The organism is Streptomyces sp. 2A115, assembly GCF_052245575.1.
In the GTDB taxonomy this organism is placed as follows: domain Bacteria; phylum Actinomycetota; class Actinomycetes; order Streptomycetales; family Streptomycetaceae; genus Streptomyces.
In genome coordinates this window covers 45,055-68,409 of sequence record NZ_JBQQCG010000065.1, presented here as the reverse complement: position 1 = coordinate 68,409, position 23,355 = coordinate 45,055, and the positions used below count along the sequence as shown (strand labels likewise).

The following is a 23,355-nucleotide window of genomic DNA, read 5'->3' as shown; positions in this document are numbered from 1 at the left end:
ATGATGACGCAGGTGCTGACCCGGCTGCCCGACTACCAGGTGATCGAAGACGGGCTCGTCGCCTACCCGACGCGCGGCAACCAGTCCGGCTGGGACGCGATCCCGGCGCTCTTCACGCCCGGTCCCCGGGCGACGGGAGCGGCAGGCTCGGTCCGCGCACTGACCACGCCCACCCCGCTGCGGGTCACCGCGGTACGCACCGCAGCCGAGGACGTCGTCGCCGTCGACCTCGGACTGCCGGGCGGAGGCGAACTCCCCGCGTGGCGGCCCGGCGCGCACGTCGAACTGCGGCTGCCCTCGGGCAGGCTCCGTCAGTACTCGCTGTGCGGCGACCCCGCCGACGCCACGACGTGGCGCATCGGCGTCCTGCGCGAGCCCCAGGGCCGGGGCGGCTCGGCCGAACTGCACGAACTCGCCCGCCCGGGAGCCACGTTCGCGGTCCGCGGGCCGCGCAACCACTTCCCGCTCACGTCGGCGCCGTCCTACCTGTTCCTCGCCGGTGGCATCGGCGTCACACCGATCCTCGCCATGGTCCGCGAGGCCGCCGGACGCGGCACGCCGTTCACCGTCGTGTACGGCGGGCGCACCCGCTCGACGATGGCGTTCACCGACGAGCTCTCCGCCGTCGCCGGCGACGCGCTCACCCTGCTCCCGCAGGACGAGGCCGGGATGCCGGACCTTCCCCGGGTGCTGGGCGGGCTGGACGCGGACACCGCGGTCTACGCGTGCGGGCCGGCGCCGATGCTGGCGGCCGTCGAGCGCGAGTGCGCCGTCCTCGGCCTCACCGAACGGCTGCACCTGGAGCGCTTCACCGCCGGCGACGGCCTCGAAACAGCCTTCGACGCGGCCGAGAACCAGCCCTTCGAGGTCCAGCTCGCGCGCACGGGAGTCACCCTCGCCGTGCCGGCCGGCCGCCGCCTCATCGAGGTCCTGCGCGACGCCGTGAGCGGCCTGTCCTACGACTGCGAGAAGGGATACTGCGGCGCCTGCGAGACCCGTGTGCTCGCCGGGACGCCGGAGCACCGGGACTCCGTGCTCAGCGACGAGGAACGCCTTGCCGGGCGCACGATGATGATCTGTGTCGGCCGGTGTCAGGGCGACCGACTCGTCCTCGACCTCTGAGCCGTCCTCGGCCTGCGGACGGCGTTCGGACACCGATCGCCCGGCACCAGCCGGCTGCCGCACGGGCCCAACAGCGGACGCGGTGTTCGCCGTTGGACCCGCGCGGTGGCCGGGCCTGCACGGCCTGACGATCCACCGACCCTCCCCGTAGCGGCGGGGGTCAGCCGAAGGCGCGGATACCCAGCCAGACGCCGGCAAGCACGCCGAAGCCGACCACGGCGGCACGCAGCACCGGCTCGCTCAGCCTCGTCGCCAGCCGGCCGCCGAGCACTCCCCCGGCGAGGGACGCCGGCGCGACCACGAGCGCGATCATCCAGTGCACGGGGCCGAACAACGCGAACACGACGAGCGACACGGTGGCCACCACCAGCTGCAACGTTCCCTTGAGGACACTCACCTCGGCCAGCGGAGCGGACAGCGTGAGGCCGAGCAGGGCCATCAGGATGACTCCCAGCCCACCGCCGAAGTAACCGCCGTACACCGCGCCGGCGAGTGTCCCGGCGTAAAGCCTGACGCGGTGGTCATCGTCGGCGGCACCGAGCAGTGCCCGCAGCTTGGGCTGGAAGGCGAGGAGGGCACTGGCGCCGAGAACGAGGAACGGCACCGCGACCGAGAAGACCCGCGACGGAGTGAGCAGCAGCAGCGCACATCCGGCGGCGGCACCCACCGCGGACACGACCGCCAGCGACGTCACGGAAGACGGGCGGGAGGACCCCCGCAGTGCGGCGACATTGCCCAGGTAACCCGGCCAGAGCGCCACGGAGTTGGTGACGTTGGCGGCCACCGTACCCAGCCCGCCGGCGACCAGGGCGGGGAAGAGGAGCAGTGACCCACCGCCGGCAATGGAATTGACGAATCCACCGACAAGGCCGGCACCGCCGATGAGAACCACGTCGCCGACGTCCATCCAGCACCCCTCCAAAGCAACTTATGCGAGATGCCATGTTGACATACGAGACAGCGTTACCGCGTGGACCCCCACCGGAAACACCAGGGCAACGGGACGTTCCTAGCGTCGGGCCAGCCCTTCCCCTCCACGAAAGGTGGGCCATGACAACGACCGACTCGCCCCTCCTCGACGTCGCCGCGACCGGATTCCCGATCCTCCAGCCCGGCCACGGAGCGATCACGTCGACGACCTACGTCCCGGCCACGCCCGGGAACACTCTGTGGGGTCGCCTTCCGTGCGAGGCGGACGCACCGTGCGCGGTCGTGCAACCGGGCGCCGTCGTCACGGTCGACACGCTCAGCCACGAGGGAGTTCTCGAGGACCAGGGCCGCAACCCCGCCCAGTTCTTCGGCCGTTACGGCGTCAGCGGCGCCCACGTGCTCGACGACGCCCAGCAGGTGGCGGACTCCGGTATGCCGCACGACTTCGACGATGACGGGCCGCACCTCGTCACCGGACCGATCGCCGTGACCGGCGCCCGGCCCGGCGATCTGCTCGCCATCACCGTCCTCGGCCTCACCCCGCGCGTTCCGTACGGCATGGTCTCCGCCCGCCACGGCTTCGGCGCACTCCCCGGCGAGATGCCGTCACTGCCCGGCCCGGTGTTCACCTTCGCCACGGCACACGCGGATCGCCACGGCGCGTGGGGCCGGATGGCGGTGGAACCGACGGACCCCTCCCGCGGCTCACTGCGCTTCCCCCTGCGGCCGTTCCTCGGCGTGATGGGCGTGGCGGTGCCCGGGGACGAGCGGCCGCACTCGGTGCCGCCGGGGCGCCACGGGGGCAACATCGACATCTCCCTGCTCGGCGAGGGCGCCACGCTGTTCCTCCCGGTGCAGGTCGACGACGCGCTCGTCTACTTCGGGGACCCCCACTTCGCCCAGGGCGACGGCGAGGTCGCCCTCACCGCGTTCGAGGCGTCGTTGCGCGCCACCGTGAAGCTCGAGGTGGTGCCGGGCGGCGCGGCACTGCGCCCCGGCCACGGCCGCGTCGCCCCGTTCGCCGAGACGGACGACTACCTGGTGCCGATCGGCCTGGACAAGGACCTGAACGAGGCGATGCGCGACTGCGTGCGCTGCGCGCTGGACCTGCTCGCCACCGACTACGGCATCGACCGCCATCTGGCGATGGCGTACCTCAGCGCGGCAGGCGACTTCGCGGTCTCCCAGGTCGTAGACGACGTGAAGGGCGTCCACGCAAGGATCCGCAAGTCGGACTTCCGCGAGATCGGCCGACCGCACTGACCGACGGACGCACCGATTCCCGCCGCGGCACGGCGACACGGACCAGACGGCGGGTTCAGGTCCAGGAAGAGAGCGCTGCGAGCCGCACACAGGCGGCGACCGCAGTCAGGATCGGGGCGCAGGCCGGGCTCATGGACCGCAGCATCGCCTCGGACTCGCTCCGCTCCCGACCGCCCGACGCGGCCCTGCACACACTCGCCAGTGCGGCCGGCGCGACCAAGCGTTCGGAGGCATCGGCCGCACCACCAAGAGACCGGACCAGGGCATCCCGCCTCTCGCCCCGCAGGACGTCGTAGCGACAAGCCCACCCGGTCGGCTACGACCACCATCTCGGCGTGCGAACGAGGACACCCTCAGCGATCAAGCCGGCCGACAGACGCCTGTGCGCACCGACGCTCAGAGCTCCGACCTGTAAGAACGAACCTGTCGGCGTCGAACCATTCCCACGAGGGCCACCGCCTGGGGCCAGAGAAGTGGCGCGTCAGACGCGCTGCCCGGCGTCCGGCATGGCCAGGGCGTTGTTTATCCCTTGATCGAGGAGCTCATGGGCGAGTTGACGGTCGGTCAGGGCGCGGGAAAGCTGCAGCGTGCCGGCCATCAGGCCGAGGAGGCTGAGCGCCTTCACACGCGCGGAGGACGGATCCTCGGGCGCCATGCGGGCGGCAATGCCGTCGATGAGGACCAGCACACCGTCGGTGTACGCCTGCCTGGTTGTGTCGGTGGTGCGCCCGATCTCGTCGAGCAGAGCGGCGTTGGGGCAGCCGTCAACAAGGCTGCCGCGGTGCTGGGGCGACAGATACCCCCGCACAATCTGCTCGAGTCCGGCACGGCCAGGCGCAGCCCGCGCGACGACGCTCTCGGCCTGCGCCTTCAACTGGTCGGCGATTGCCGTGGTGACGAGGTCATCCTTGGATTCGAAGTGAGTGTAGAAGGCCCCATTGGTCAGTCCCGCGTCCTTCATGAGCGTCGAGACCCCGGAGCCGTCGATACCGTCCTGCTTGAACCGGCGGCCCGCCATCTCCACGATCCGCCGCCTTGTCTCTTGTTTGTGCTCTGTTCCGTACCGCACCGCACACGCTCCTTAGCCGGCCGGAAGACCCGGTGGCCTTCACTGGCTCTCCCAGTCTATGGTATTGCGAACGTAATCCAATGGGCCGGCAGCGGCGAATGTTGGCCGCCTCACCGCCGGTTGACCTCCGCGGCAAGGACGGCGGGTGAGAGTCGGGTCTTCATCAACGAGGGCAACGACGGCCCCAGCGCCTGCACGTGACCTCCGCCCGGTTCTTCGCCGCGGTCGGCAACACCTCGCCCGGGAGCGTCTGCGAGTCACCCAGGACCACTGTTTGTGATGCTGCGCGGCCCAGCCCACGGCCGGCCGCTCTCCGCCGACGGTCCGGACACGCGTCGGACGTTGGCCTGGGCATGGGCGGGGGGGACGTCGGGCTGAATGGTGCGACACCGGTGTACACCGCCATGGGCAGCTCCCCGACGGATACGGTGACGGATCCACTTCCATCCCTTCATCCGTAGCGTCGGAACGTGAATTGCACTCGCGCCCCCCACAGGAGATTCAGACCTTGTTCGGAACGGATCAGCCGAGCAGCGACCTGTCCTGAGCGGGCAGCCAGTCCAGGCCCGGGGGTACCGCTCCGACTCATGAGCGGGCACCGGAGGGCCTCTGACACGGGGCGACAGGCTCGCTTGAGGCTTATGGCGCACACGGATAGTCCGTTTCTCCGCGCGCACACGGGTCTTGTCCCCGACTTGCGCAGGCCGGCCCTGACGTCACCCGCAGTGCACACGTAACACCCCATAGCTGGGGCCGTATCCGAAGCGGAGGAGGACGGCCCCGCCACGTGCCGACCCGTGGGGACGGGGACAGGTGCGTGAGACAGGCCCGGCGGCCGATGCCGTATCACGGTAGCGACCGCCGGGCCCTGTCGAAGCACGTCACTTCCATGAAAAGAAAATGTGTCGGCAGGTGGTCCGGACGACGGGGGCGGGGCGGTCAGCCACGCCCGATCCCGTCCGCCGGTCCACTCGCCGATGCACCGACTTGCGAGGCCTGATGGATCAGCACATTGACTTCCCCCCCTCCTTCACTTCACGAGGGGGGAGGAAGCCAAGATCCGGTTAGGCAGCACCTGTGTGAACGTCGGGCAGGGTCAGGTGGTCGGACAGGGAGGTCATAGGCGGTTGTCTTTCGGTGGGGATGAGTGCCTGGCACGGCACATCGGTATCGGAGAGGTGTTCGGTCGCCTCAGGCGCGAGGGCGTCCAGCGTGCTCAGGCGAGTTCGCGTTTGAGGATCTTTCCGGTGGGGGTCAAGGGCAGTTCGGCGACGAACTGGACGACGCGCGGGTACTTGTACGCGGCAAGCCGCTCCTTCGCCCAGGCGGCGAGCTCCTCCTCACTCGTGCCGCTCCCGGCCTTCGTCACCACGACGGCCTTGACCTCCTGACCGTGGGAGTCGTGCGGTACGCCGATGACGGCGACCAGTGAGACGGCCGGGTGCTCCATGAGCACTTCCTCGATCTCGCGCGGATAGACGTTGAAGCCGCCGCGGATGATCATGTCTTTGGACCGGTCGACGATGTAGTAGAAACCGTCCTCGTCCTTGCGGGCGAGGTCGCCGGAGCGGAACCAGCCCTCCCTGATCGCCTCGGCCGTCGCCTCGGGCCGTTTGTAGTAGCCCTTCATGACGTTGTGCCCCTTGATCGCGATCTCCCCGATCTCGTCGGCGCCGCCCTCGACGTCGGACCAGTCGTCGCGGATCAGCTTCATCTCCACGCCCCGGATCGGCACGCCGATCGACCCGACGCGGGGCTCCTCCCCGAACCGCGAGAAGGAGGCGACCGGGGAGGTCTCGGACAGTCCGTATCCCTCGAGGATCGTGACGCCGAAGCGGTCCTTGAACTGCTTGTGGATCTCGCCGGGCAGCGCCGAGCCACCGGCCACCGCCACGCGCAGATTCGCGGCCAGGCGGGCGACGTCGACCGTGTCGTCGAGTGCGGTGAGAAGACCCCAGTACATCGTCGGGACGCCGGCGAAGAACGTCACGTCGTGGGCGAGCATGAGACGCAGGGTTGCCCGCGCCTCGAACCTCGGCTGCATCACGATCGTGCCGCCGAAGGCGAGGGCACCGTTCTGGATCACGGTCTGGCCGAAGGCATGGAACAGCGGCAACGCGCACAGGTACGTATCGGGGCGCTCGGGGTCGGAGGCGAACAGGTCGACGCCGGCGAGCGCGTTGTCGTACACGTTGCGGTGACGCAACTCCGCGCCCTTGGGCCGGCCGGTCGTGCCGGAGGTGTAGAGGACCACCGCGGTGTCGTCCTCGTCGTGCTCGACCGTCTGGAACGTCACCGGCTGCTCGGCGACGACCGCTGCGTACGACTCCGGCGTCCCGTCGCCGGCCCACGGCGCGCCGGCGCCCTCGATCAGGAAGAACTCGCCGCAGCCGTCGGTGGCCTGGAAGCCCTCCCATGCGGTCTGCCCGATCGGCAGCTCCGCCGTGCCTTCGAACGCGAAGTAGGCCTTCGCTTCGGAGTCGGTGAGGTGGTAGGCGACCTCGCGAGCCTTCAACAGCACGTTCAGCGGCACGACCGCTGCCCCGGCCTTGAGGATGCCGAAGTAGATGCTGGTGAAGTGGGGCAGGTTGGGGCAGGACAGTGCGACCTTGTCCCCCGGCTGGATGCCGCGCGAGACGAGCAGGTTCGCGACCCGGTTGGCCGCGGCATCGAGGGCTCTGTACGTGATGCGGTCGTCACCGAAGACGATCGCGGTGCGCTCCGGGTACTGGGACGCGGAATCCGTCAGTATGCGTGACACGTTGCGGCTCGGGCTGTGCATTGTCGTTCTCCTGGTTCTCGGGTTGGTAGGTCGCGTCTAGGCGAAGGCCGGGGGCGGCACGAAGCCGTCCACTTCGCGCCCCAGCAGCGCGGCGAACTCGATGGTGGTGAGGTCACCTCCGCTCGGGCCCATGGCCTGCAGACCGATGGGCAGTCCGCTCTTGCCTCTGCTCTTGCCTCTGCGCACCGGGATGGTCGTCACCGGACCGCCGGAGACGTTGGCGAGGGCGTTCCACTTGACCTGGTCCCAGTAAGGACGTCGCACACCGTCCACATCGAAGGGCCGCCCGAACCGGTCGATCAGCTTGTTGTGGTGGGCGGGGGCGGCCGTCGAGGTGACCGGCATGAGCACGATGTCGAAGTCCTGGAAGAACTCGAACCATCGCTGCCGGATCTCGTTGCGCACCGTGTGGGCCTGCAGCCAGCGGTAGTGGGACTGGAAGGTTCCGAGCAGGGCGGGACCTGCGTCGCCGCGCGGGTGCCGGATGAGCCGGGCCAGCAGAGCGGCGTTGGCGGCAGGCACCGGCCGAACGCAGCCGCTTGACCGCCTCCGCGTCCTGGTCGGGCACGTAGTCCTTGAGGTCCGTGCGCCCGCAGACGGTGCGCATCCCGGCTGTCTCGAAGCTGTCCTTGACCGTGATCGGCACGCCATGCAGCGGACCGAGGTCCTGCCCTGCCGCCCGCGCGGCGTCCGCCTCCCTGGCCTCGCGGCGGGCACGCTCGGGGTCGAGGGTCACCAGCGCGTTCAGCGCGGTGTTGTGGACGGCGATCCGCCCGAGGTGGAGCTCGACGAGCTCCTGGCTCGAGACCTCACCCGAGGCCAGCGCACGCGAGTGTTCCACGGCGGATCGGAAGGGGACGTCGCTCACGGCAAGCCTCACCCCTGACGGTGACAGATCGATCAGAAATTGCCTGCCGATCATAATATTACGTGCGTCAGACCATAGACGAGGGCGGGATGCCACGCAATGGCCCCACAGAACCGAAATGGAGAGGAGCCCTGTGCCGCGGTACGCCAAGGAGTACACACAGGTCACGCGGCAGCGGATCATCGAGCGGGCCGACCGACGGCTCAAGCAGGACGGGACAGACGGCTCCGGCACCTCCACGCTGAGGTCGGATGCCGGGCTCACCAACGGCGCGTTCTACGCCCACTTCGCATCCACGGACGACCTCGCCTCGGCCGCCAGCACCGAGGAACCGCGCAAGCAGGCGGCGAGGTACGGCACGCTGAGCATTTCGGAGGCCGGGGGTGATCTCCTCGGCCAGGGCAACGACGTGCACCTACGTCAGGCGGGCCTTCTGCCTGCCTCCCTGCGGGAGCTTGATTCCGATGATCTGATTGCCCGGCATCAGGTGCCCGAAGACCGGATCGTCGAGCGCTGCGGACAGCATCGCGGACAGCGCCTTCTTCACCTGTGAGCGGTGGGGTCCGCCATGCCTGCGGCCTCCAGATCAGCGAAGAACCGTTTGTACTCGGGCCGTCGGGGTTCGGTGATCAGCTGATCTCCGAGGGCCGGGACGACGTGTCCACGCAGTCGGTAGCCATACGTCTCCACGGTTCCGTCCCGTGCCTCGTGCTCCGCCAGAAACTTCTCCACGTAATGGGCGATGGTCGGTACACCGACCGGTCGTCGAATGCGCGACGACCGCTGCCTTCATGGTTGTTTCTCCTTCTCGGAAGTGATGTCTCTTGGGGATGCCTCAGTCGTGGGCGACGACGGCCACCGGTGCGGTGGCGTGGTGCAGGACGGCATGCGTGACGGGTCCGATGTGCGTGCCGAACGGGTTGCGGCGGATCCGACGGCCCACGACGATCAGGGAAGACCTGCTGGAGACGTCGACCAGGAAGGTGGCGGCGCTGCCCGAGCGGGACTCCTCGACGACCTGGACGTTCGGGTACCTCTGGCGCCATGGACGCAGGGCCTCGGCCAGGGCGGCGGCCTGCTGCCGGGCGATCTCGTCGTGCAACTCCGGGTCGACGGAGAGGCCGTAGACGTAGTACGGCGGCAGGTTCCAGCCGTTGATGACCCGCAGGACGGCAGAGCGTCGGGCGGCCGCGTCGAACGCGAACTCGATCACCGAGTCGTCAGGGCCGGTGGGGTCCAGGCCCAGGACGACGGGCCGGTACGGCGTGGCCGCCGACGGGATCCCCACGGGGTCGGCCTCGTGCTCGTCGGCGGCCTGCTCGCCGGCCCGGACCAGGACGACGGGCCGTTCGGCGTGCGCGACGACGGAGAGGCCGACGGAGCCGACCATGAACCCGCCGATCCCGCTCAGCCCGCGGGAGCCGAGGGCGAGCAGCTCGGCGTCCTCGGCCACCTTGGTCAGGGCTTCGGCCGGCCCGCCGGTCAGCTGCTCCTCGCTCACTTCGAGGCCGGGGTGGCGCAGCCTGAGCCCCTCGGCGGCCTCGCGGGAAACGCTCCCCCAGCCTTCGACCGGGGGGACCCCCATCTCGCTTCGCTCGCTCCAGAGCTGCTGGGTCTCGGCGCCGACGAGCGGAGCCCGGGCCATGGGCTCGGACAGCGGCTCCCAGACGTGGACGATCTTCAGCGGCAGGCCGCCCAGCTTCGCCTCGCGGGCTGCCCACTCTGCGGCGGCACGGCTCTCGGGCGAGCCGTCGATGCCAGCGACAACGGTGCGGACCATGGTTCTGCCTCCTGATCTGGGGTTCTGATTCCAGCGTCGTGCGGAGGGGCCGCGTGGTGCAGGGGCCGCAGGTCCCCGGCCCGGGCCGACCGGCCCCCGGAGGCCGGGGTGGGCGGCGAGCCCGGTGGACGGAGCGCGGCGGACCCGTGGCGGGGGCCCGCCGTGCCTGCGGCTGTCAGCGGAGCCAGCGGTTGTCGCGGACGATCGGGAGTCGGGCCCAGTGCCTTCCGATGCCGAGGGTGTCGCCGGCCGAGACCGCGGCCAGGGTGATCAGGAGGACGGCGTAGAGGAGGTGGCGGTCGGCGAACGAGTTCGTCGACATGCTCGCCACACCGTCGGGCAGGTGCTGGGCAGGCGGCCACTCGGCGATCCACATCAGCGCCATCATCGCGGTGCCGGCGACGGCGGCGAGCCGCAGCGCGAAGCCGCCGATCAGCGCGAGTCCGATGCCGAGTAGACCAAGCATGAACAGCCAGTCGGCCCAGGCGTGACCGGCCCAGGAATGGAACGTGGACTCCATCGGGCCGGCGGCGACGCCGCGGAGGAAGCCCTCGGTGGGCGAGACGCCGTCGATCCAGCCGTTGCCGGACTGGGTCGCGTAGCCGAAGCCGACGGTCTTGTCGAGGAACGCGGACAGGACGACGAACCCGCTCAGCAGGCGGAGGGACGCGAAGGCGTAGTCCCGCACGGATGCCGTGGCGACGCTCATCGACGTGTAAGGCCCGGTGGCGGACCCGGCCAGGTTCCTGCGGAACGACGGCAGGTGGAACCCGGAGCTCCGGTGAGGCGGCTCGTGCACGGCCATGATCATGATCCCTTCGGGACATCGTAGATATCGGTCGTCGCGTTGCACGCGCCGTCCACTCTGGTCACGGCCGGCGGCCGTCACCGAGTGCCGAAGGTCGTCCTCTGTCGGGCCGAACGGCCCCTTCCGCAGGCCGTGTTGGGCCGCCGAGGCTGGGCACGTCGACGCGGCCCTCGCGGGTACGGGCGCTGCGGCGGATCCTTGAGGCAGGCGGCGGAAGGAGCTCCATGGACCACGGCTCGGGCGGGCACGCCTCGCGGTGGCGCCGTCTGACGCCCGGGCTCGCCACGCCGGCCGGCTACCGCCGCTCCTGGCTGCGCGGCGACCTGCTGGCCGGCGTCACGGTGGCCGCGTATCTCGTCCCGCAGGTCATGGCCTACGCGGGCGTGGCCGGCCTGCCGCCGGTCGCCGGACTGTGGGCGATCCTGCCCGCCCTCGGCCTGTACGCGCTCCTCGGCTCGTCCCGGCTGCTCTCGGTCGGCCCCGAGTCCACGACGGCGCTGATGACGGCGACCGTGGTGGCCCCGCTCGTCGGCGCGGACCCGGACCGCTACGCCACGCTGGCCGCCACCCTCGCCGTGACGGTCGGCCTGCTGTGCCTGGCCGCCTGGGCACTGCGCCTGGGTTTCGTCGCCGATCTACTGTCCCGGCCGGTCCTGATCGGCTATCTGGCGGGCGTGGCACTGATCATGATCGTGGACCAGCTCCCCAAGCTGACCGGCGTGCCCAGGACGAGTTCGGCCTTCTTCCCTCAGTTGTGGTCCTTCGTACGGCATCTCGGGCAGGCGCATGCGGCCACGGTGCTGATCGCCGCCGTCACGCTCGCGTTCCTGTTCACGGTGGCTCCGCACGGTGCCCGGTCCCCTGCTGGTGGTGGTGCTGGGCACCGCGGCCGTGGCCGCCTTCGGCCTCGACGACCGCTACGGCATCAAGGTGATCGGCGAGGTCCCGGCGGGCCTGCCCGCCGTGGCGCTGCCGGACCTGACCGAGCTGCCGCACCTGGTCCTGCCCGCCCTGGGCGTCCTGCTCGTCGCCTACACCGACTTCATCCTCACTGCCCGGGCCTTCGCCGACCGCGACGTGGACGCAGGTCCCCCGCTCGACGCCGATCAGGAGTTCCTGGCGCTGGGCGCGAGCAATCTCGGGGCCGGCCTTCTGCACGGATTCCCGGTCAGCAGCAGCGCCAGCCGCACCGCCCTGGCCTCCTCGGCAGGCGCCCGCAGCCAGGCGTACTCCCTGGTGGCGGGCATGGCCGTACTCGCCGTCCTACTGTTTCTGAGCCCGCTGCTGACCCGCACGCCGTGGGCGGTGCTGGGCGCGCTGGTCGTCTACGCCGCAGTCCGCATGATCGACCTGGCGGGCTTCGGACGGCTGGCGGCCTTCCGCCGCCGGGAGCTGTTGCTGGCGCTCGGCTGCCTCGCCGGGGTCCTTGCCCTCGACATCCTGTACGGCGTACTGGTCGCCGTCGGCCTGTCCGTGGCCGAGTTGCTGAGCCGGGTGGCCCGCCCGCACGACGCCGTCGAAGGCCTGGTCCCCGGCGTGGCCGGTATGCACGACGTCGACGACTATCCGCAGGCCCGCACCATCCCCGGGCTGCTGGTCTACCGCTACGACTCCCCACTCTTCTTCGCCAACGCGCAGGACTTCCACCGCCGCGCCCTGACCGCCGTCGACGAACAGACCGGCCCGGTCCGCTGGTTCGTCCTCAACACCGAGGCGAACGTGGAGGTGGACATCACCGCCCTGGACGCGGTCGACGACCTGCGCCGCGAACTGACCCGCCGTGGAATCGTCTTCGCCCTCGCCCGGGTGAAACAGGACCTGCTGGACGACCTGGAGGCTTACGGGCTCGCGGAAGCGATGGGAAGGGACCTGATCTTTCCCACGCTGCCGACCGCGGTGACCGCGTACCGGAAGTGGTGCCGCGGCCGATAGATCGGGCTACGCGCGTGGCTGACCTCAGCCGATACGCGGGCTTCAGCCCTTCAAGCCTCACCTTTCGGGTCTCGGTCTTCGCCCCCGCCGCCCGCCGCCGGCACAGGGCCGTACGGGCCCCGAGCCGGCACCAACCGGCCCTCGCCCCGGCGGTCGCCGGCCCGCGACCACGGACTGGGCCTGTGTGCGCGGCGGCGGAGCCCTCGGCTGTCGCGGCGGCTACCGGGGGTGCGCCATGACCGGACCTGTCGTCGTCGGACTCGATGGTTCCTCCGCGAGCGGGACGGCCGCGTGGTCGGCCGCCCGCGAAGCCGCGGACCGGCACCTGCCCGTCGTGCCGCCGCACTCCTGGACCACCCAGCCACTCGGCCTACCGATCGCCCAAAACGCCCACAGCAAGAATCAGTACGGGCGAGAGGTACCGCAGCGGACCGCGGCCGAACTGCTGCACCGCCACGGCGATCTGGCCCCGACCACGGAACTGGTGTCGGCCCCGGCCACACAGGCCCTCCTGGACCACTGCGAGAACGCGGCCATGCCGCCGCCGACCGCCTCTCGGACAACCCCGGACCGGAATCCCTCGCGGCAGTGCGCGAAGCGCATCGCCTGGTTACCGAACAGCTCCTGCCGCACGAGCACGCCGAGGAGCACCAGCTCTACCCGGCGCTCGCCACCGCACTCGGCGGTCCCAAGGCCACCGCCACCATGAGCCGCGCCCACACCGAGATCGAACGGCTCGCCCGGCGCATCGCCGTGCACCTCACGCTCACCGAAGCCAACGGCGACGGCGAGCCGACGCCGGAGCGGCTCGACGACCTGCGCGCCTGTCTCTACGGGCTGTACACCGTCCTGCGTCCGCACTTCACGCAGGAGGAGGAGAACTACTCCCGCCTCGCACCGTGAACCGGACTACGCACCGCGGGCGCCCCCGGTCCCCGGTCGCTCATGGGGCACCGCTCACTGGTGGGATATGACGGCCACGGGGCAACCGACGTGATGGATGGCGGCGTGGGTGACCGGGCCGGTGCGCGGGCTCAGCGCTCCCTCGGCGATCCGGTGTCCCACGACGAGCAGACTCGCTCCCGTGGCGGCCCGGACGAGCACGGACTGGGCCCTGCCTTCCGCAACGGTCTCCACGACCTCGATCTCGGGATACTTGTCGCGCCACACCTGCAGCACGGCGGACAGGAAGCCCTGCCACTCCTCAGCACGCTGCGGATCATTCATCAGCCCGATCTCCCCCGGGCCGAGGCCGAGCGGCAACGGCGCCTGCCAGGCGTGCACCACCCGCAACCGCGCCCTGCGCAGCCGGGCCGCCTCGAAGGCGAACTCGATCACCTCGTCGCACGCCTCATCGACGTCGATGCCCAGCACCACGTCCCGGTATCCGGTCCGGGTCGAGGCGCTCCCGCCTTCCGCCGGCAGGTGTTCGTCCGCCGCCTCCTCGTCGGCCCGCACGAGCACGACCGGTCGCGTGGCCCGCGCCACCACCCCGAGCGCCACCGACCCCACCAGGAAGCCGGTGAGTCCACTCAGCCCGCGCGAGCCCAGGACCAGTACGTCGGCCCGGTCGGCGGCACGCAGCAGCGCCTGCGTCGCCGGTCCCTCCGAGTGCTCGTCGAGGACTCGCACGCCCGGGCACGCCTCGCGGACGTGCTCCTCCGCCTGGCGCAGCACCCGCCGGGCCAGATAGCGCTGAACCGCGTCCGCGCTCTCCCCCTCGGCGGAACGAGGGCTCCAGTTCCTGACGTGCACCAGCCGCAGCGACCGGTCACGGCGCTCGGCCTCCCGGGCCGCCCACGCGGCGGCGGCGAGGCTTTCCGCGGATCCATCCACTCCGGCGGTCACGGGCGTAAGCATGATGTATACCTCCAACGCTTGGACTGCTCCTTCACGGCCAGCCTCACGCTGCGCACGACCAGCGGGTATGGGTATGGGCCGCCAAGTCTTGGCCGGGGACCATCCGGCCCATGCCGGGCCGGAGTTGGCCGACTCCCACTCGAATGGTCTGTCCGCAATCCGGGCCGATCGAGTGTGACCGTCACTCCGAGAGCACCAGTCGCCCCGTCTCCCCCGGCTGCAGGCACACCGTGCGGTCCGGCAGCCGTACGTCGATCGGCGAGGCGTCGGACGAGGGCACCTCGATCCGCAGCAGCTCGCGCTCCAACCGCAGCCGCACACCCCAGTGGCCCTGGTAGCGCAGGGCGAACCCGTACGAGGACAGCTCCGGAAGCGGCACCGGGTCCAGCCACAGTGCCCCGCCCCGGGTCTCCAGGCCGGTCAGTCCGCGCTGGACGAAGTCCAGGGTGCCTGCCATGGCGCCCAGGTGGATGCCCTCGCCGGTGGTACCGCCCTGCAGGTCGGCGATGTCGCCCTGGAGGGCCTCCTGGCAGAACTTCCAGGCCTCCGCCCGACGGGCCCGGGCCAGCACCCAGCCATGGACGAGGCCGCTGAGGGTGGAGCCGTGGCTGGTGCGGTGCAGGTAGTAGTCGACGGTGCGTTGCCAGGTGTCCTCGTCGAGCGGTACGCCCAACCTTCGGAACAGGCCTCGCAGTTCGACTGGTGAGAAGAGATAGCCGAGCATCAGGACGTCGGCCTGCTTGGAGGCCTGGTAGCGGTTGACGGTGTCGCCCTCGGCCTCCAGGATCCGGTCCAGGCGCCGGATGTCGCCGTACCGCTCGCGGTAGCCGTCCCAGTCGAGCTCCTCCAGCCGGCCGTAGCCGTCGAACTGGCTGATGACATCGTCGTGGAAGGGCACGTGGAGCGTGCGGGACACGTCCTCCCACAGTTCGAGTTCGCCCCCGTCCAGTCCCGTGCGCTCGACGAGTTCACGGCGGCGCGGCTCGGGGAGGGTCTCCAACAGCTCGAGTGTGCGGGCGAGCACCCAGGCGGCGGTGAGGTTCGTGTACGCGTTGTCGTCGAGGCCCGGCACGCGCGCGCCGGGGTATGCCTCGTGGTACTCGTCGGGGCCGACCACACCCCTGATGCGGTGCCGTCCGAGGGACTCGTCGTAGACGGCGGCGTCCGCCCAGAAGCGGGATATCTGCAGCAGCATCTCGGCGCCCTTGGTGTGCAGGAACTCCGAGTCGCCGCTCGCCTCGCAGTACTGCCACACGTTGTACGCGATCGCCGAGCCGACGTGGTGCTGGAGCCGTGAGTGGTCGGGCAGCCAGCGTCCGGAGCGCGGGTTGAGGTGGAGCTGCTGGGTCTCCTCGCGTCCGTCGCTGCCGCTCTGCCAGGGGTACATCGCGCCCCTGCGGCCCGCGTCCCGGGCTGCCGTGCGGGCCTGTTCGAGGCGGCGGTGGCGGTAGTCGAGCAGGGCTCGGGAGACCTCGGGGAAGTGCAGGTTGAGGTAGGGCAGGACGAACAGTTCGTCCCAGAAGACGTGCCCGCGGTAGGCCTCGCCGTGCAGTCCCCGGGCGGGTACGCCGACGTCGAGGTCGGCGGTGTGCGGGGAGAGCGTCTGCAGGACGTGGAAGAGGTGCAGCCGCAGGATGCTGCCCGCCTCCCCGGCCACGTCCAGGTCGGCCCGGCGCCAGAGCTGGTCCCAGGCGGTCAGGTGCGACTCGACCAGTTCGTCGAAGCCGGGCGCCTGGCGGACCCGGTCGACGGCGGCGTACAGCGGGTCGCTGATGGCCGGGTCGCGGGAGGTGTGCAGGGCGACGGTCTTGTCCACGGTGGTGGTGCTGCCCGGGACCAGGTCGAGAGTCAACTGCTGGACAGCGCAAGACATTTCGTGGCGGATGGTGACGGGCACCTCGGCGGTGACGCGGGCCGCCATGCCGATGCGGATGTCGGAGGTCCGGGTGCGGCAGCGCAGCCACACCGTGTCCGGGGTGGCGCTGCCCGTGTGCACGTGGGTCAGGTGGTGGCCGTCCAGGTCTCGGTAGCGCGGCACGCCGGAGTTGGTGACGCCGCCGTCGAGGGCCGCCTCGACCTCGAGTGCGCCCGAGAAGCCCTCGGCCGTGAACTCGGTGCGTAGCGCGGCCAGATGGGGGTCAGCCATGTGCACGAGCCGCTGCTGGCGCACCGCCAGCACCCGCTCCTGGCCGAGGTCGTAGCGCGTGCGACGCTCCAGCAGTCCCGCTGACAGGTGCAGGGTCTCGCGGTGTTCGAGCACCGTCGCGGTGTCGGGGGTGAGCCACGGCCCGTCGGGGAGGCGGAAGCGCAGGGGCAGCCAGTTCGGGACGTTGACCATGTCCTCGTTCTCGACCTGGCGGCCCGCGACCTCGGAGGTGAGCCGGTTGTAGCAGCCGGCCACGTACGTGCCCGGATAGTGCACCTCGTCGGCCACGCACTCCGGCAGCGCACCACGCGTGGCGAAGTAGCCGTTGCCCAGGGTGCACAGCGACTCCCGCAGGCGCTCGTCGGCGGGCTCGTAGCCCTCGTACTCCCAGCTCCAGCCCGTCACTTCGGCGCTCCTCCCGCGACCAGCTCTCCGAGGTCGTGTACGACGATGTCGGCGCCGTGCCGCAGCAGTCGCGCCCGGGTGTCCGTACCCGCGGTGCGGTCCACGCCGACCACCAGGGCGAAGCCGCCGCGTCGGCCCGCCTCCACGCCCGCCAGGGCGTCCTCGACGACGGCCGCGCCGTCGGCGGGCACACCGAGCCGGCGGACGGCTTCCAGGAACAGGTCGGGCTGCGGCTTGCCCGCCAGACCCAGCCGGGCCGCCTCACCGCCGTCCATGAGGACGTCGAACAGGTCGAGCACCCCAGCGCGGGCCAGCAGTTCACCGGCGTGGCGGGAAGCGGAGGCCGCCGCGCAGGGCACCCCCGCCCGGCGCAGGGCACGCACCAGCCGTATGGTCCCCGGATACGCGTCGGCGCCGTGCTCGCGCAGCCGCTGTACGAACAGCCGCTCCTTGTCCGCGGCGACGGCACGCACCGTCTCATCCGACAGCTCGATGCCGCGTGCGGCGAGGAAGTCGGCTGCTCCGTCGAGGCGGGACTTGCCGTCCACGTAGCGCAGGTAGTCGTCCCGTACGTCGAACGGACGACACCGGGCGGGGTCCTCGGACGGATGGGCACTCAGGAAGGCGTCGAACGCCGTCTTCCACGCCGCGGCGTGCACCCGGGCCGAGTCGGTGATCACTCCGTCGGTGTCGAAGACGACGGCCCGCACGTCCCGCAGCACCGGTGCCGGCGCATCGCGGGACGTCACAGGGGTGTAAGGGGATTCCATGGTCACACCCGCTGCGGCACGATCGCCACCGGGCAGTCCGCGTGGTGCAGCAGCGTGTGCGCCACCCGGCCGAGCTGGAGGCCGAAGGTACCGTGGCGGCGCTGCGCTCCGATGACCAGGAGGTCGGCGGCCGCCGACCGGCTCAGAAGTACCTTGCGGGCCGGTCCCTCCACGGTGTGACGGCGGACCCGGACCTCGGGGTGGTCGGCCATCGGGTCATGGAGCAGAGCATCGAGCGCGGCGGATGCCTGCTCCTCGTGGTGGTGCGCCGGGTCCCCGGCGAGCAGCGGGTGCTCGGCGGTCTCGTGCGCGGGGCAGCGCCAGGCGCGTACGACTTCGAGCGTGCACCCGCGCGCCTCGGCCTCGCGGAAGGCGAACCGCACCGCCTCACCGCCGGTCGCGGACTCGCCCGCGCCGAGCAGGATCCGCTCATGGGTGCCTGCCAGGCCGGCCTTGTCGCCGCGGACCACGATCACCGGGCAGTGGGCGCGGGCCGCCACGGCCAGGGAGACCGAGCCGAGGAGCAGGCCCGTCAGCTCACCGCGGCCTCGGGATCCCGTAACCAGGGCGGAGGCGTTGTGGCCCTCGCGCAGGAGGGCGGGCTCCGCTTCCTCGGGGACCACCTCCGCGGAGACCTTCACGTCGGGATTGCGCCGTCGGGCACGCTCCGCCGCGGAACCGACGATGTCGTCGGCCAGCACCTGCTCGGACGGGCGTTCGGCGCCGCCGGACGGAGCGACGCCTTCGTAGCGTTCCCACAGGGAGGCGTACAGCAGTCGCAACGGCAGACCGCGTCGGGCCGCCTCGTCGACCGCCCAGTCGACCGCAACGAGGCTCGAATCCGATCCGTCGACACCCACGACCAGGGGTAGCTCCATCTCTCCCACCGCCTTTCGTCGGGCTGCGCAGACGTGCGGCAGCACAGGGTTTCACCTCACCGTCGCACCCACGGCGGGGCGGCGCGAGGGTCGGTTCGGCCACGGCTTGGGCCATTCGGCCCCTGTCGGGAATCGCGCCGGCGTTGTGTGCCGCTCGGCCTCTGAGCCGCTCGGTGCCTCGACCGGACGCCGAGAGATGAGCCCGCAGCAGGTTCGTCACAACCGGTGACCACCTGCCCAACGAGCGCCGGTGCGCGAACCGTTGACGGACATGACCGGCATTCGGGCAGGGCCGACGGCTCCCGGCACCACAACGGTGAACCGGCGTCGGCGGTTTATGGGCATCGGCTCGTCCGGCGCTCTGAGCGAACGAGCGGAGGAAGGCGACGCCGTACCGAGCCGGTCCGCCACGACGGTTGACAAGGGACCGTTGGGCACCCGTGGGGAACCCCTCGGCCCACGCCCCGCCCTACCGGATCGGGGCACGCTGGGTCGAGAGGCCATCCAGGGAGGCTGCACATGACCCAACTCGCCGACGGCAACAGCATCGTGGTGGGCGTCGACGGATCGGAGGCGTCCAAAGCCGCACTGCGCTGGGCCAGGGATCAGGCCCGCGCCCTGCGGGCGGAGGTCGTGGCCGTACACGCCTGGGAACCGACCACATCCGGATTCGCGCCGTATGCTCCGGCATCGGCACGTCCCACGGCCGAGCAGCAGCGCGAACAGGCTGCCGAGCTGCTCGCCTCGACAGTGCGAGAGGTCTTCGGCCCACAGATCGGTGGCGCCGTGCGTGCCGTTCTCGTGGAGGGGCCGCCCGCGCGGGCACTGCTCCACCACGCGCCCGGCGCACTGCTCCTCGCCCTGGGCCGCAGGGCCCATGGAAAGTTTGAGCTGCCCGCGATCGGGACGGTGGGCCGTGAGTGTCTGAGGCACGCGACGGTTCCCGTGGTCGCGGTGCCCGCCGCCCAGCGGCCCGCGTCGACGCTCGGGGCCGTGGAAAGGCCTCCTCTCGCCAGGAGTGGTGCCGCATAGGGGGCGGAGTGCCAACGCCTGGTGGGATACGCGACCGCCCGCAGCTCCACCCGCGAGATCGTCGAGCCAAGCGGATCCGGCACAGCCCGGCTACCGCATCACCGGCGCCACGGCGCTCAGCGGTGCAAGACGCTCTTGTGATCGACGCGGGCTCCGTCTCGCGCGGGCACCCTCCTGCCCGGCCGGCCTGCCGGTCCACGCCGGATCCAGGGCGGCCACCCGTGGTCCTTCTCGTCCCATCGGGACGGAGGCCGAGGCCGGATACGCTGGTGGGGTGATCGAGAATCTTCCCCCGTGTCCGAAGTGCTCGTGTGAGTACACCTACGAGATGAACGCCCTGGTGGTCTGCCCGGAGTGCGGCCACGAATGGGTGCCCGCCGAGAGCGGCACGGATTCCGGCGCCCCCTCGGAGCAGGTCGTCAAGGACTCCGTCGGCAATGTGTTGCAGGACGGCGACACCGTGGTCGTCGTGAAGGCGCTCAAGGTCAAGGGGAGCCCGTCGGGCATCAAGGCCGGCACCAAGGTGCGCAACATCCGGCTGGTCGACGCAGTCGACGGCCACGACATCGACTGCAAGATCGACGGTTTCGGTGCGATGCAGCTCAAGTCGAGCGTAGTCAAGAAGGGCTGATCCCCCGCCCCACCCGCCCCGTCCGCCGGGGCGGCCAGGCAGTAGTCGAATGCTGAATTGCAAAATTTCGCAATTGGTTAGATGCTGTGTTAGCTGTTCTCGCAGGTAGCCGCGGGCACAGCCTTCGCTTGCCCCGGGGTGGGGCGCTGTCCGGGAAGCCGAGGATCCGTGTCCGTTCCGCTGTATCAGGCCAAGGCCGAGTTCTTCCGGATGCTGGGGCATCCCGTGCGGATACGGGTTCTGGAGCTGCTGCAGGACGGGCCGATGCCGGTACGTGATCTGCTGGCCGCGATCGAGGTGGAGCCCTCCAGCCTGTCGCAGCAGCTGGCGGTGTTGCGCCGCTCGGGCATCGTCAGCTCCAGGCGCGAGGGCTCGACCGTGGTGTACGCGCTCGCCAGTGGGGACGTCGCCGATCTGATGAAGGCCGCGCGCCGAATCCTGACCGAGATGCTGTCCGGGCGGAACGGCCTGCTGGCCGAGCTGCGGGATGCCGAGGTCGCCCCGCGATGAGGATCTCGTTCGGCCGGGCCGGGGCCCGGCTCGCCGCGCTGCTGCCCGGCCGTACCGATCTGGCGGAGATACGCCGCGACCCGCGCCGGGACCTGCTGGCCGGCCTGACCGTGGCGGTCGTCGCCCTGCCGCTCGCGCTCGGCTTCGGCGTCTCCTCCGGCCTCGGCGCCGAGGCTGGGCTGGCGACCGCGGTCATCGCCGGCGCGCTGGCCGCGGTGTTCGGTGGTTCCAATCTGCAGGTGTCCGGGCCGACGGGCGCGATGACCGTGGTGCTCGTGCCGATCGTCGCGGAGTACGGGCCGTCCGGGGTGCTGACCGTCGGGCTGATGGCGGGCCTGATGCTCGTCGCGCTCGCCCTGCTCAGGGCCGGGAAGTACATGCAGTACGTGCCCGCGCCCGTTGTGGAGGGCTTCACGCTCGGCATCGCCTGCGTGATCGGCCTACAGCAGGTCCCGAACGCCCTGGGGGTGCCCAAGCCGGAGGGCGACCGCGTCCTCGTGGTGACCTGGCGCGCCCTGGAGGAGTTCGCGAAGCACCCGAACTGGACCGCTGTCGCCTTCGCCCTGGCCGTCGCCGCCGTCATGCTGATCGGCGCCCGCCGGCGGCCCGCAATCCCCTTCTCCATCCTCGCGGTGATCTCGGCGACCCTCGTTGCCCAGGTGGCCGACCTGGACGCGGCGCAGCCGATCGGTGACCTGCCGTCCGGACTGCCCGCACCGGCCCTCTCCTTCCTGGACCCGGGCGCGCTCGGCCCGCTGCTCGCCCCGGCGGTCGCGGTTGCGGCGCTGGCCGCCCTGGAGTCACTCCTGTCGGCCTCCGTCGCCGACGGCATGACGGTCGGCCAGAAGCACGACCCGGACCGCGAGTTGTTCGGCCAGGGCCTGGCCAACCTCGCCGCACCGCTGTTCGGCGGTGTGCCCGCGACCGGCGCGATCGCCCGCACCGCGGTCAACGTCCGCACTGGCGCCGGCTCCCGGCTGGCCTCCCTCACCCACGCCGCGGTCCTCGCGGTGATCGTCTTCGCGGCCGCGCCCCTCGTCTCCAAGATCCCGCTCGCCGCGCTCGCGGGCGTGCTCTTGGCCACCGCGATCCGCATGGTCGAGGTTGGCTCGCTGCGGGCGATGGCGAAGGCCACCCGCTCGGACGCCCTGATCCTGCTCCTGACCGCCGTCGCGACCCTCGCTCTCGACCTCGTGTACGCCGTGATCATCGGCCTGGCTGTGGCGGGCGCGCTCGCCCTGCGCGCGGTGGCCAAACAGGCCCGCCTCGAAGAGGTCCCGCTGGACCGGGGCGACCACAGCGCCGAGGAGCACGCACTGCTTGCCGAGCACATCGTGGCGTACCGCATCGACGGGCCGTTGTTCTTCGCTGCCGCCCATCGCTTCCTTCTCGAGCTGGCCGAGGTCGCCGACGTACGCGTCGTCATCCTGCGCATGTCCCGCGTGAGCACCATCGACGCCACCGGCGCCCTCGTTCTGAAGGACGCGGTGGAGAAGCTGAAGCGGCGCGGCATCGTCGTCATGACCTCCGGGATCCGCCTCGGCCAACGCCAGGTCCTGGATTCCGTCGGCGCGTTGGACCTGCTGCGGCTCGAAGGCCGCGAGTACGCCACCACGCCGGAGGCGATCCAGGGCGCCCGCACCTACCTGGAGTGCACCGGCGTCATGCCGCCGCTCCCCGCCCAGACGTCCCGGCCCATCAGTGAGAAAACAGAGGAAACCGTCGGATGAGCACTCCGCCCGCATCGCTGCGCATGGTCGAGGTCTCCGGTGCCGAGGCCTTGTGGCTGCTGGAGGGCAGTTCGCTGGGGCGGCTGGTGTACCCGCAGCGGGACCTGACCGTCATCCGGCCCGGCCGACACACGTGGGAGTTCGGTCGGCTGGTGGTGCGCACGCCCGCGTCGGCCGCCGCGGTCCCCGCCACGGCGACGTATCACGTGGACGAGATCCGCGCGGTGGCCGGCACCGGCTGGACCGTCACCGTCTCCGGACCGGTCGACGTGATCACCGATCGCGACGAGGCCGCCCACTACCAGCGCACCCTCACCGGCTGGACGCACGGCCCGCATGACACGCTGCTGCGCCTACACCCCAAGACGATGAGCGGATTCCGCCTCGTCCGCGCAGAGGCGTGATGGGTACCCGGCTCGAAGCCCTGCCCTATCGGCATGTGCTCACGCTGCCCAGCGAGCCGTCCGCCGTCCGGACAGCCCGTCAGACCGCCGAGCAGGCCATGGCCGAGTGGGGCATAAGCCTGCGCCACCCAACGGTCGGCCCGGCTCTGCTGATCCTCAGCGAGCTGGTCACCAACAGCGTCCGGCATGCGGCGGTGCTCTCCCCGCAGGTGACCGTCATCTACGCGGCGGGCGAGGACTGTCTGGCCTTCGCCGTGCACGACCGCCACCCCCACCAGCCCTCGCTGAACGCGTCGGTCACCGACACCGGCACGAGGGCGGGCGGTCTGGCCACCGTCATGGAGCTCACCCTCGGCCTGGGCGGCACCGCGGTCGTCCGGGCCGACGCCGACGGCAAGGGCAAGAGCATCTGGATCACCCTCCCCCTGTGACCGA

At 71.0% G+C, this 23,355-nt stretch carries 20 protein-coding genes and 3 pseudogenes; 11 read left to right on the top strand and 12 right to left on the bottom strand.

Features of this window, described 5'->3' with window-relative positions; all coding sequences use genetic code 11:
* Nucleotides 1-1,122 (top strand): cytochrome P450/oxidoreductase, encoded by a 1,122-nt coding sequence (locus tag ACTWQR_RS39785; protein ID WP_443232125.1) that lies wholly within the window; start codon nt 1-3, stop codon nt 1,120-1,122.
* A gap of 160 nt (nt 1,123-1,282) precedes the next feature.
* On the opposite strand, the gene ACTWQR_RS39780 is transcribed toward ACTWQR_RS39785, so the two are convergent.
* A complete protein-coding gene (locus ACTWQR_RS39780) occupies nt 1,283-2,029 on the bottom strand; it encodes a sulfite exporter TauE/SafE family protein (RefSeq protein WP_443232124.1) in 747 nt (248 codons plus the stop codon).
* A gap of 143 nt (nt 2,030-2,172) precedes the next feature.
* Here ACTWQR_RS39780 and ACTWQR_RS39775 point away from each other — a divergent pair, with 143 nt between their 5' ends.
* Nucleotides 2,173-3,315, top strand: a complete 1,143-nt coding sequence (locus ACTWQR_RS39775) for an acetamidase/formamidase family protein (RefSeq protein ID WP_443232123.1) — start codon at nt 2,173-2,175, stop codon at nt 3,313-3,315.
* 481 nt (nt 3,316-3,796) lie between these two features.
* On the opposite strand, the gene ACTWQR_RS39770 is transcribed toward ACTWQR_RS39775, so the two are convergent.
* The 4 genes and pseudogenes from ACTWQR_RS39770 to ACTWQR_RS39755 all read right to left on the bottom strand — a co-directional run.
* The gene (locus ACTWQR_RS39770; protein WP_443232131.1) at nt 3,797-4,333 is read right to left on the bottom strand and encodes a TetR/AcrR family transcriptional regulator; all 537 of its coding nucleotides are present in this window, start codon (nt 4,331-4,333) and stop codon (nt 3,797-3,799) included.
* Nucleotides 4,334-5,600: 1,267 nt separating this feature from the next.
* On the bottom strand, nt 5,601-7,166 hold the full coding sequence (locus tag ACTWQR_RS39765) for a long-chain-fatty-acid--CoA ligase (protein ID WP_443232122.1): 1,566 nt from the start codon (nt 7,164-7,166) through the stop codon (nt 5,601-5,603).
* 36 nt (nt 7,167-7,202) lie between these two features.
* Nucleotides 7,203-7,688, bottom strand: coding sequence for an amidase family protein (locus tag ACTWQR_RS39760; protein ID WP_443232121.1), 486 nt, complete (start codon nt 7,686-7,688; stop codon nt 7,203-7,205).
* A gap of 55 nt (nt 7,689-7,743) precedes the next feature.
* Nucleotides 7,744-8,088 (bottom strand): annotated as a pseudogene (locus ACTWQR_RS39755) (amidase family protein); the annotation flags it as partial.
* A 64-nt stretch (nt 8,089-8,152) separates the two neighbouring features.
* Between ACTWQR_RS39755 and ACTWQR_RS39750 the strand changes: the two are divergent.
* Entirely contained in the window at nt 8,153-8,587 is a 435-nt protein-coding gene (locus ACTWQR_RS39750; RefSeq protein ID WP_443232120.1) for a TetR family transcriptional regulator, read from the top strand.
* On the opposite strand, the gene ACTWQR_RS39745 is transcribed toward ACTWQR_RS39750, so the two are convergent.
* The 3 genes from ACTWQR_RS39745 to ACTWQR_RS39735 form a co-directional block, all read right to left on the bottom strand.
* Nucleotides 8,578-8,766, bottom strand: coding sequence for a hypothetical protein (locus ACTWQR_RS39745; protein ID WP_443232119.1), 189 nt, complete (start codon nt 8,764-8,766; stop codon nt 8,578-8,580). The two genes, ACTWQR_RS39750 and ACTWQR_RS39745, sit on opposite strands and share 10 nt — an antisense overlap.
* Before the next feature lie 103 nt (nt 8,767-8,869).
* Nucleotides 8,870-9,814, bottom strand: coding sequence for a universal stress protein (locus ACTWQR_RS39740; protein WP_443232118.1), 945 nt, complete (start codon nt 9,812-9,814; stop codon nt 8,870-8,872).
* 175 nt (nt 9,815-9,989) lie between these two features.
* Nucleotides 9,990-10,619 carry a hypothetical protein gene (locus tag ACTWQR_RS39735; protein ID WP_443232117.1) on the bottom strand — a complete coding sequence of 210 codons (630 nt, stop codon included), beginning with the start codon at nt 10,617-10,619 and terminating at the stop codon, nt 9,990-9,992.
* A gap of 227 nt (nt 10,620-10,846) precedes the next feature.
* Between ACTWQR_RS39735 and ACTWQR_RS39730 the strand changes: the two are divergent.
* A pseudogene (locus ACTWQR_RS39730) lies at nt 10,847-12,554 on the top strand (SulP family inorganic anion transporter).
* Nucleotides 12,555-13,094: 540 nt separating this feature from the next.
* Nucleotides 13,095-13,457 (top strand): annotated as a pseudogene (locus ACTWQR_RS39725) (hemerythrin domain-containing protein); the annotation flags it as partial.
* Nucleotides 13,458-13,511: 54 nt separating this feature from the next.
* On the opposite strand, the gene ACTWQR_RS39720 reads toward ACTWQR_RS39725, so the two are convergent.
* The 4 genes from ACTWQR_RS39720 to ACTWQR_RS39705 all read right to left on the bottom strand — a co-directional run bounded on the left by ACTWQR_RS39720 (nt 13,512) and on the right by ACTWQR_RS39705 (nt 18,613).
* On the bottom strand, nt 13,512-14,414 hold the full coding sequence (locus ACTWQR_RS39720; RefSeq protein ID WP_443232116.1) for a universal stress protein: 903 nt from the start codon (nt 14,412-14,414) through the stop codon (nt 13,512-13,514).
* A gap of 181 nt (nt 14,415-14,595) precedes the next feature.
* A complete protein-coding gene (locus ACTWQR_RS39715; protein WP_443232115.1) occupies nt 14,596-16,965 on the bottom strand; it encodes a glycoside hydrolase family 65 protein in 2,370 nt (789 codons plus the stop codon).
* Nucleotides 16,962-17,735 carry an HAD family hydrolase gene (locus tag ACTWQR_RS39710; RefSeq protein ID WP_443232114.1) on the bottom strand — a complete coding sequence of 258 codons (774 nt, stop codon included), beginning with the start codon at nt 17,733-17,735 and terminating at the stop codon, nt 16,962-16,964. Before ACTWQR_RS39710 ends, ACTWQR_RS39715 begins: the two co-directional genes overlap by 4 nt.
* 2 nt (nt 17,736-17,737) lie before the next feature.
* Nucleotides 17,738-18,613: a universal stress protein gene (locus tag ACTWQR_RS39705; protein WP_443232113.1), complete on the bottom strand. Its 876-nt coding sequence runs from the start codon at nt 18,611-18,613 to the stop codon at nt 17,738-17,740.
* 519 nt (nt 18,614-19,132) lie between these two features.
* Between ACTWQR_RS39705 and ACTWQR_RS39700 the strand changes: the two genes are divergently transcribed.
* The 6 genes from ACTWQR_RS39700 (at nt 19,133) to ACTWQR_RS39675 (ending at nt 23,351) form a co-directional block, all read left to right on the top strand.
* Nucleotides 19,133-19,645, top strand: coding sequence for a universal stress protein (locus ACTWQR_RS39700; protein WP_443232112.1), 513 nt, complete (start codon nt 19,133-19,135; stop codon nt 19,643-19,645).
* Between the two features lie 274 nt (nt 19,646-19,919).
* A complete protein-coding gene (locus ACTWQR_RS39695; RefSeq protein WP_443232111.1) occupies nt 19,920-20,276 on the top strand; it encodes a zinc ribbon domain-containing protein YjdM in 357 nt (118 codons plus the stop codon).
* Nucleotides 20,277-20,444: 168 nt separating this feature from the next.
* On the top strand, nt 20,445-20,786 hold the full coding sequence (locus ACTWQR_RS39690; protein ID WP_443232110.1) for an ArsR/SmtB family transcription factor: 342 nt from the start codon (nt 20,445-20,447) through the stop codon (nt 20,784-20,786).
* A complete protein-coding gene (locus tag ACTWQR_RS39685) occupies nt 20,783-22,516 on the top strand; it encodes a SulP family inorganic anion transporter (protein WP_443232109.1) in 1,734 nt (577 codons plus the stop codon). The genes ACTWQR_RS39690 and ACTWQR_RS39685 overlap by 4 nt, the downstream gene beginning before the upstream one ends.
* Nucleotides 22,513-22,920 carry a pyridoxamine 5'-phosphate oxidase family protein gene (locus ACTWQR_RS39680; protein WP_443232108.1) on the top strand — a complete coding sequence of 136 codons (408 nt, stop codon included), beginning with the start codon at nt 22,513-22,515 and terminating at the stop codon, nt 22,918-22,920. Before ACTWQR_RS39685 ends, ACTWQR_RS39680 begins: the two co-directional genes overlap by 4 nt.
* Nucleotides 22,920-23,351, top strand: a complete 432-nt coding sequence (locus ACTWQR_RS39675) for an ATP-binding protein (protein ID WP_443232107.1) — start codon at nt 22,920-22,922, stop codon at nt 23,349-23,351. The genes ACTWQR_RS39680 and ACTWQR_RS39675 overlap by 1 nt, the downstream gene beginning before the upstream one ends.
* The last annotated feature ends 4 nt before the right edge of the window (nt 23,352-23,355 follow it).

What these genes read in the sequence shown, in the direction of transcription:
- ACTWQR_RS39785 (WP_443232125.1), top strand. Translation starts at nt 1, where the DNA reads ATGATGACGCAGGTGCTGACCCGGCTGCCCGACTACCAGGTGATCGAA.
- ACTWQR_RS39780 (WP_443232124.1), bottom strand. Translation starts at nt 2,029, where the DNA reads ATGGACGTCGGCGACGTGGTTCTCATCGGCGGTGCCGGCCTTGTCGGT.
- ACTWQR_RS39775 (WP_443232123.1), top strand. Translation starts at nt 2,173, where the DNA reads ATGACAACGACCGACTCGCCCCTCCTCGACGTCGCCGCGACCGGATTC.
- ACTWQR_RS39770 (WP_443232131.1), bottom strand. Translation starts at nt 4,333, where the DNA reads ATGGCGGGCCGCCGGTTCAAGCAGGACGGTATCGACGGCTCCGGGGTC.
- ACTWQR_RS39765 (WP_443232122.1), bottom strand. Translation starts at nt 7,166, where the DNA reads ATGCACAGCCCGAGCCGCAACGTGTCACGCATACTGACGGATTCCGCG.
- ACTWQR_RS39750 (WP_443232120.1), top strand. Translation starts at nt 8,153, where the DNA reads ATGGAGAGGAGCCCTGTGCCGCGGTACGCCAAGGAGTACACACAGGTC.
- ACTWQR_RS39740 (WP_443232118.1), bottom strand. Translation starts at nt 9,814, where the DNA reads ATGGTCCGCACCGTTGTCGCTGGCATCGACGGCTCGCCCGAGAGCCGT.
- ACTWQR_RS39735 (WP_443232117.1), bottom strand. Translation starts at nt 10,619, where the DNA reads ATGGCCGTGCACGAGCCGCCTCACCGGAGCTCCGGGTTCCACCTGCCG.
- ACTWQR_RS39720 (WP_443232116.1), bottom strand. Translation starts at nt 14,414, where the DNA reads ATGCTTACGCCCGTGACCGCCGGAGTGGATGGATCCGCGGAAAGCCTC.
- ACTWQR_RS39710 (WP_443232114.1), bottom strand. Translation starts at nt 17,735, where the DNA reads ATGGAATCCCCTTACACCCCTGTGACGTCCCGCGATGCGCCGGCACCG.
- ACTWQR_RS39705 (WP_443232113.1), bottom strand. Translation starts at nt 18,613, where the DNA reads ATGGAGCTACCCCTGGTCGTGGGTGTCGACGGATCGGATTCGAGCCTC.
- ACTWQR_RS39700 (WP_443232112.1), top strand. Translation starts at nt 19,133, where the DNA reads ATGACCCAACTCGCCGACGGCAACAGCATCGTGGTGGGCGTCGACGGA.
- ACTWQR_RS39685 (WP_443232109.1), top strand. Translation starts at nt 20,783, where the DNA reads ATGAGGATCTCGTTCGGCCGGGCCGGGGCCCGGCTCGCCGCGCTGCTG.
- ACTWQR_RS39680 (WP_443232108.1), top strand. Translation starts at nt 22,513, where the DNA reads ATGAGCACTCCGCCCGCATCGCTGCGCATGGTCGAGGTCTCCGGTGCC.
- ACTWQR_RS39675 (WP_443232107.1), top strand. Translation starts at nt 22,920, where the DNA reads ATGGGTACCCGGCTCGAAGCCCTGCCCTATCGGCATGTGCTCACGCTG.